Consider the following 6670-nt stretch of genomic DNA (forward strand, 5'->3'; position numbering starts at 1 on the left):
CCGGCGGGCGCCAGCCCGGCCAGCCGGGCCAGGTCGACGGCGGCCTCGGTGTGCCCGCGCCGCCGCAGCACCCCGCCCCGACGAACCCCCCGCCCCCGGCGAACGCACGGGCGGCGACCGTGCAACTGGCCTCGAGCCCAGGACGGACGCGGCCCCCGCGTCGGGTGCGCCCGGCGAGCATGCCGGTGCCGAGCGTGCGGGCAGCTTGGAGCCTCGAACGGACGCGGCCTCCGCGTCCGGCACGCGCGGCGAGAGCGGGCTTGGCGCCAAGCCGCGCACCGAGGCGGTGCCCGCATCAGGCGCGCCCGCTGAGCGTACGGCCGGCTCCGAGCCCCGGACGGACGCGGCCCCCGCGTCGGGTGCGCCCGGCGATCGTGCGGTTGGCGCTGAGTCCCGCAGCGAGGCGATGTCCGCGTCCGGCGCGCCCGACGAAAGCGCGGGCGGCGACCGCGCGGGCGGCTGGGAGCCTCGGACGGGTGCGGGCTCCGCGTCCGGCGCGCGCGGCGAGCGTGCGCGCGACGAGAGTGTTGGCGCCGAGCCTCGCGGCGATGTGGTGGCCGCGCCTGGTGCAGGTCGTGAAGGGGCGTCGACTGGTGCGGCGTTCGCCGGTGGCGAGTCTCCAGGTGGGGGCGCGTCGGTGCCGGAGGAGGGCGACAAGCGGGTCGCCGGGCGGAAGCGGACGCCGGCGCCCGAGCAGCAGGGTGCTGTGCCGCGTCCGGCTGCGGCCTCGCACGGTGCGGAGGGGCACGGCGAGGCTGTTCCGCGTCCGGGTGAGGGCACGCGTGTGCGGGGGAGCGCTCAGGAGCCCGTGGCCGGGCGTCCGGGCGAGGCGCCGCCCACGCGGCCGGACGTCCCGCAGCGGGCCGCGGCCACTCGGCCCGACATTCCGCAGCAGCCGAAGCCGACCCGGCCCGACATTCCAATGGTGCCCGGAGCGTTCGGGGCCGGGGGCGCCGAGCCGCAGCGGCCGGAGCAGGAGGCACCGCGCGAGGACGCCCCGCGCCTGGAGCCGCCCAGGCCCTGGTCCGAGGAGCTGTCCAAGCCGTCCCGCGAGGGTGCGGCCGACGCGCCCACGTGGCCGCCCGTCCCACAGCCCCAAGGGCAGCCGCCCTCGCGGGACGTCCAGCCGGAGGCGCCTGCGGCCGGGCACGCGGGCAGGTTCCCCATGTCGGGGCCGGCGCCCCGGCCGCCCGCGCACGAGGAGCCGCCGCCCGCGCCGTCGCGCGAGGTGCGCTCGGGTCCCGCGTCGCCGGTACGGCCGCGTCCGCTGCCGCCGCCCCCTCCCGCGCCGCCGTCCGAACCGGCGATCACCCCGCCCGGGCCCGAGCACGAGGTCAGCTCCGGCGGTCTGCGCCGGCTGATCCAGGCCGTCGGCGGCGGGCACGGCGAGGCCGACGCCGAGTACCAGCAGCGGCTGCAGCAGCCGTTCCAGGGCACCCGCCACATCGTCGTGCTCGGCTGCACCGGCGGCGCGGGCCAGACCGTGACCGCGCTCATGCTGGGGCACACCTTCGCCCAGCACAACGGGGAACCGGTCGTCGCGATCGACGTCAACCCCGGGCCGGGCGCGCTCGCGCGCAGGACGCGCAGCGAGACCAACGAGACGCTGACCGGCCTCATCACCCGCGCCGACCAGGTCAACAGCCTCACCGCGATGCGCCGCTACACCTCGCAGGCCAAATCGGGCCTGGACGTCATCGCGGCCGGGAAGAACCCGCTGCAGGCCCTCGACGACCGCGACTACGCGCTGGCCATCCGCACCATCGACCGGTTCTACTCGGTGACGCTGCTGGACGCGGCCGCCGCCGTGGTCGCGCGGGTGCTGCCGTACGCCGACCAGATCGTGCTCGTCGCGCCCGCCAGCGCCGACGCGCCGCGCGCGGTGGCGATGACGTTCGAGTGGCTGGACGGGCACGGGTACGAGGAACTGCGCTCCCGCGCCGTGACCGTCATCAACGGCGTCAGCCGCCGCAGCATGGACGACGTCGAGCAGGCCGAGGCGGTGGCCCGCGGCCGCTGCCGGGCCCTGGTGCGGATCCCATGGGACGATCACCTGAGCATGGACCGCGCCCCCCGCAACGAGCTCAAGTCCCTGCGCGCGCCGACGCGGCGCGCCTACCTCGCGCTCGCCGGTGTGGTCGCCGGCGGGTTCACCGTCGTGCCCGAGCGTTACCAGGAGCTTCAGCAGGAGCAGGAGGCCACCCGATGAGCGCGACCGGCACCCGGGCGGGCGTCATGACCGAGCGGAGCGAGGGCATGAGCGCGGTTCCCACCGGGGGGTCCGCGGTGACCGAGCGCGGCGAGGGCGCGAACGCGGCCCCCGCCGGGCCGACCCCCCGCAAGGAGGCGGCATGAGCAGGGCGTCCAAGACCGGCCGGCTGGCCGTGCGGTACTTCGACGACCGGGTGCTGCTCACCGACAACGCGGCCTGGGCGTACTTCCGGCTGCCGACGGTGTCGTACGAGTTCACCACCGGCGAGGAGCGCGAGGCCCTGGCCACCAACATCACCATCGCGCTGGCCGGGATCCGGATGCAGGACGCGGAGATCCACCTGCGGATCGCGCACCGCACCTACCCGGCGGCCGACTGGGCGCTGGCGCTGGACCGCACCTCCGACGGCGGGCAGGGCTGGCGGGAGTATCTGGAGGAGACGTACGCGCACGTCTGGGCGAAGGACTTCTGGACCAAGGAGGTCTACCTCGGCGTGCGGCTCGGCTCGCGCGGCGTCGGCGCGCAGTTCTCCGGCGGCGTGCTGGCGCAGTGGCTCGGGTTCTACAAGCGCAGCGAGCAGGTCCTCGGCATCACCGACGACGCGATCGAGAAGAAGGAGATCGCGCGGTGGACCGACCAGGCCGAGCGTGTCGGCCGGGCCCTGGGCGGCTCCGCCCTCTACGCGCGGCACGCCGCGTCCACCGAGGTGGCCTGGCTGTTCCAGCACGCGGTGACGGCGTCGCTGGCCGACCCGCCGCCGTCGGCCGTGCCGCGCCGCACCTGGGGCAAGGGTGAGATCGAGACGCTGGTCGAGGGCGCCATCCACAACGGCCGCTCCTACCTGCGCGTGGAGCAGCCCAACTTCAACGGCGTGGGGACGAGCGCGACCGCGGAGTCCTACGTCGCCTACCTCTCCTTCGCCCGCTTCCCGGACATGATGGCGTTCCCGGACGGGGAGCCCTGGTTCCACTACTGCGACGCGCTGCCGTTCCCGGTCGAGATCAGCTCGCGGATGAAGCTGATCCCGCCGGCGAAGGCGTCCAAGGACGTCTCCCGCAAGCTCGCGCACGCCCGCGACATGGACCAGCACATCCGGGAGGCGGGCGCGGAGGCGCCGATCGCGCTGGCCGAGCAGATCGACGCGGCGCGGATGCTGGAGCACGGCATCACCAAGGAGCGGCTGCCGTTCGTGTACGGCTGGCACCGCCTGATCGTGTCCGCGCCCAGCGAGGAGCTGCTGGCGCAGCGCGTGGACGCGGTCGTCGAGCACTACCGCGACATCAACATCGACGTCGTGAACTCCACCGGCGACCAGTTCTCCCTGTTCCTGGAGTCGCTGCCGGGCGACCGGATCCGCCTCAACGCGTACGCGCAGCGGCAGCCGCTGCGCACGATCGCGGGCGGGATGCCGGTGGCGACGGTCGACCTGGGCGACCGTCCCGACGACGACGGCGAGGGCTGGGTCGGCCCGTACATCGGGGAGACGCTCGGCCGGGCCCGCTCGATCGTGCACTTCGACCCGCTGGTGGCGGCGGCGCGCAACCGTCCCACCGCGGTCGCGATCACCGGCGAGCCGGGCGGCGGCAAGACGACCCTGGCGCTGCTGCTCATCTACCAGATGGCGCTGCGCGGCGTGACGGTCGCGGCGATCGACCCGAAGGGCGACGCCGAGTCCCTGGTCGAGCTGCTCAAGGCGCGCGGCCGCAAGGCGCGGATCCTGCCGCTGGGCTCGGCGGCGCCGGGGCTGCTCGACCCGTTCTCGTTCGGCGACGACCTGGCCGCCAAGAAGACGATGGCGACCGAGACGCTGCGGCTGCTGCTGCCGCGCATGTCGGAGGAGCGCGAGTCCGCGATGATCCAGGCGGTCGGCGCCGTCGCCAACGCCGAGCGTCCCTCCCTCGGCAAGGTCGTGGACCATCTGGAGGGCTCGGGCGACCCCGCGTCCAAGAACCTGGGCGCCGTGCTCCGCTCGATGTCGGAGATGCGGCTGGCCAGGCTCTGCTTCGACCCGTCCGGCGGCGAGCGGATCGACACCGCCGGCTGGACGACCGTGTTCACCCTGGGCGGCCTCACGCTGCCCGACGTGGCGATCTCCCGCGAGGACTACTCCTACGAGCAGCGCCTCTCGGTCGCCCTGATGTACCTCGTGTCCCAGTTCGCCCGGCGGCTGATGCACGGCCTCGAGCGGCGCATGCCGAAGGCCATCTTCCTGGACGAGGCCTGGGCGATCACCTCGACCCCGGAGGGCGCGAAGCTGATCCCCGAGGTGTCGAGGATGGGCCGCTCCCGCAACACCGCCCTGATCCTGGTGTCGCAGAACGCCGGTGACCTGCTCAACGAACAGGTGACCAACTGCCTCTCGTCGGTCTTCTCGTTCCGTTCGTCCGAACGCAACGAGGTGGGGAACGTGATGTCCCTGCTGGGGGTGGAGACCTCCGACGAGCACAAGGCCGTCCTGCGCAACCTCGGCAACGGCGAGTGCGTCTTCCGGGATCTGGACGGCCGCGCGGGCCGGATCGGCGTCGATCTGATCTCCGAGGAGCTGCGGCGCTGGCTGGACACCAACCCGACCCGGTCCCGTCCGGGTTCGGCCGAACTCACGGTTTCGGGGGCAGACGCCGCACAGGGTCGAGGTGGAGCCGGGTGAACACGAGAGGTCAGCCAATGAACCGTCCCCGCGTCCCGTCGCGAGGCGCGCTCGACCGTGCGTCAGCCCGGCGGTTGCAGCGTTCTCCGTCGGAGGGTCTCGACCGGTCGGTGCTCTCGGGGGCGCGCAGGCGTCCGCGCAGGGCACGGAGAGGCCGGTCGATCGTCCTGGCCATGCTGGCCGTCCTGTTCATGGTGGGGCTGTCCCCGATGGCGGGCGCCGGCCCGTTCGGCGGCGATCCGTGCCGGCCGGCGGATAATCCGGCGCCGGAGCAGTACGGGTCGGGGACGGACGGCATGATCAAGCCGCCGGACTATCCGAGCGAGCAGCTGCGGAAGACGCCGGTCGACCAGCTGACGTACTACGACCGGTACGGGACGGCCGGGCAGCACTGGTACGCGGTCGACATGGGCTGCGCGGACGCGATGGCGATGATGGGCAACGCGCTCGCCAACACCACGTTCACGCTGGTCCGGGCGATCGACCGGACCACGATCAGCGTGTACCAGGCGGCGGCGTCGGAGTCGCTGCTGGGCTGGCTGAAGAACACCGTCGACGGTGTGATCAGCGACATCGGGAAGACGTTCAACGCGCGGTACTGGTCGTGGGTGGTCATCCTCGGCGCGATGTGGCTGGCCTGGTGGGGGCTGGTGCGCAAGCGGGCCAGCAAGGTCACCGAGGGCGTGATCTGGATGGTCGCGGCGATGGTGGCGCTGATCTGGCTGGTGGCGCGGCCCGCGGACTTCACGACGCTGGGCACGAAGGTGTCGGAGGCGACCAGCGCGGCGTTCAACGCGGCGCTGCCGCAGAGCGAGACCAAGGGGACGTCCTGCATCCCGCCGCCCGCGGGCAAGTCGGATCCGATGAACTCGCCGAACGTGGACGCGACCACCCGTAACGCCAACGGGCTGTGGGTGGCGCTGGTCTGCAAGCCGTGGCTGATGGGGCAGTTCGGCACGACCGATCCCAACGCCAAGATCGTCAAGGACAACGCCGACAAGCTCCTGTGGTCGCAGGCGGTCGACCTGCCGGAGACCCATGGCGGGCAGAAGGTCGACCTGGCGAAGAAGGCGGACGCCTACAAGGACGTCGCCGGCAACGTCAAGGAGCAGCACGCCGGGGTCTATCCGCTGTTCCAGGGGAAGAACTGGACCAGCAGGCTGGCGGTCGCGTTCGGCGGGCTGTTCGCGGCCTTGGTGGCGGGGCTGCTGATCCTGGTGATCGCGATCGCGCTGATCGTGGTGAAGATCGCGTTCCTGCTGCTGCTGGTGGCCGGGCCGATCTTCCTCGGGATCGGCATCCATCCGGGCATCGGACGGGTGATCGCGATCCGCTGGCTGGAGCTGCTGCTGTCGATGCTGCTGAAACAGGCGGCATTGATCGGTGTGCTGTCGCTCTTGTTGTGGGCGTACGGGCTGATCCTCGGCGAGACGCTGCCGTGGGGCCTGCAGATCCTGCTGATCGCGCTGGTGACGGGCGCGGCGTTCGTGTACCGCAAGCCGTTCCAGCACCTGTTCTCGGCGGTCGGGTACTCGGCCGTGGGGTCGCGGGAGAAGAGCCAGGCGCAGCTCGACAAGTCGGTCATGGAGGCGCGCAAGAACACCACGGCGGTGGCGGGCGCGGTCGTGCCGGGCGCGGCGGGCTACCGGCTCTCGCGGCTCGGGAAGAACGACGGCAAGGGCGAGCCCGGTGCGGCGACGGCCGCCGACGGCACCGCGGCGTCCGGGACGGGCGTCGATCGGGGCGGCGGCACGGGCGGGGCGGGCGAGGGCACGTCGCCGGCCGCGGCGCCCGCGCTGGCGGCCATCTAC

The 6670-nt window shown here is 73.3% G+C and carries 5 protein-coding genes; 4 read left to right on the top strand and 1 reads right to left on the bottom strand.

Annotation, left to right across the window (positions count from 1 at the left end):
* Positions 1 to 296, bottom strand: a 296-nt coding sequence (locus ACFPZN_RS55485; RefSeq protein WP_378293408.1) for a 3,4-dihydroxy-2-butanone-4-phosphate synthase, incomplete at its 3' end; no start/stop codon positions are given.
* A gap of 512 nt (positions 297 to 808) precedes the next feature.
* Here ACFPZN_RS55485 and ACFPZN_RS55490 point away from each other — a divergent pair.
* From ACFPZN_RS55490 to ACFPZN_RS55505, 4 genes are all read left to right on the top strand, one after another.
* The gene (locus ACFPZN_RS55490; protein WP_378293410.1) at positions 809 to 2209 is read left to right on the top strand and encodes a MinD/ParA family ATP-binding protein; all 1401 of its coding nucleotides are present in this window, start codon (positions 809 to 811) and stop codon (positions 2207 to 2209) included.
* Positions 2206 to 2355 carry a hypothetical protein gene (locus ACFPZN_RS55495; protein ID WP_378293412.1) on the top strand — a complete coding sequence of 50 codons (150 nt, stop codon included), beginning with the start codon at positions 2206 to 2208 and terminating at the stop codon, positions 2353 to 2355. Before ACFPZN_RS55490 ends, ACFPZN_RS55495 begins: the two co-directional genes overlap by 4 nt.
* The gene (locus ACFPZN_RS55500; protein WP_378293414.1) at positions 2352 to 4859 is read left to right on the top strand and encodes an ATP-binding protein; all 2508 of its coding nucleotides are present in this window, start codon (positions 2352 to 2354) and stop codon (positions 4857 to 4859) included. The genes ACFPZN_RS55495 and ACFPZN_RS55500 overlap by 4 nt, the downstream gene beginning before the upstream one ends.
* A 173-nt stretch (positions 4860 to 5032) precedes the next feature.
* The coding region (locus ACFPZN_RS55505) for a type IV secretion system protein (protein ID WP_378293416.1) at positions 5033 to 6670 on the top strand (1638 nt) is incomplete at its 3' end.

This window comes from Actinomadura rugatobispora (assembly GCF_042656285.1).
GTDB classification, from domain to species: Bacteria; Actinomycetota; Actinomycetes; order Streptosporangiales; family Streptosporangiaceae; genus Spirillospora; species Spirillospora rugatobispora.

Excerpts from the sequence above, each read along its gene's own strand:
- ACFPZN_RS55495 (WP_378293412.1), top strand. The coding sequence starts at position 2,206 with ATGAGCGCGACCGGCACCCGGGCGGGCGTCATGACCGAGCGGAGCGAG.
- ACFPZN_RS55500 (WP_378293414.1), top strand. The coding sequence starts at position 2,352 with ATGAGCAGGGCGTCCAAGACCGGCCGGCTGGCCGTGCGGTACTTCGAC.